This window comes from Mesorhizobium sp. M7A.F.Ca.US.005.03.2.1 (assembly GCF_003997795.1).
GTDB classification, from domain to species: domain Bacteria; phylum Pseudomonadota; class Alphaproteobacteria; order Rhizobiales; family Rhizobiaceae; genus Mesorhizobium; species Mesorhizobium ciceri.
Genome location: NZ_RZRP01001491.1, coordinates 1 through 678 on the forward strand (window position 1 = coordinate 1; position 678 = coordinate 678).

Annotated in this window: 1 protein-coding gene; it reads left to right on the top strand. The window is 68.0% G+C overall.

Translation table 11 applies throughout. The features are described from left to right. Window positions 1–55: 55 nt before the first annotated feature. A partial coding sequence (locus EN991_RS38680; protein ID WP_127370656.1) for a DUF4175 family protein occupies window positions 56–678 on the top strand: 623 nt, incomplete at its 3' end.

Sequence of the window (678 nt, forward strand, 5' to 3'; positions counted from 1 at the left end):
TCCTTGAGCCTATGGCATCCCGGTTTCGGGATGCCATAGGCTCAAGGAAGGGCCGATGACGCAACGACCCACCTTCAGCAGCGATCGCGGCCTCGCCGGGCGGCTGGCTTTGAGCAGGCTGGCCACGCGGGTCTCGATGGTGGTCGAGCGCGGCTGGCCGTTGCTGCTTCCCCTCGTCATCGTTGCCAGCCTGTTCCTCAGCATCTCCTGGCTCGGGCTATTCTCCCGGCTGCCGGATATGGCGCGCATCGGCCTGGTCGCTGCCTTTGCCGTAGCAGCACTGGCCGCGCTTTATCCCCTGCGTTTCTTCCGCCTGCCGGGCGCCGGCGAAATCGACCGCCGCATCGAGGCAGCCAATCAACTGTTGCACAGCCCGGTGCTGGTGCAGACCGACCGGCCAAGCGGCCGGGAAAGCAGCTTCTCGCAGGCGCTATGGCGCGAACACCAGAAGCGCATGGCCGGAAAGCTCGACAACCTCGGCGCCGACCTGCCGCGCACGCGCGTGCCGGAGCGCGACCCTTGGGCCCTGCGCGCGGTAGCGGCCCTTTTGCTCGTTACCGCCTTCGCCTTCTCCTTCGGGCCGACGGGCGGCAGGATCAGCGACGGGTTCAATGCCCATGGCGCGCGCGATATCGTGCCGCCGCGCATCGACGCCTGGGTGACGCCGCCGTCCTACAC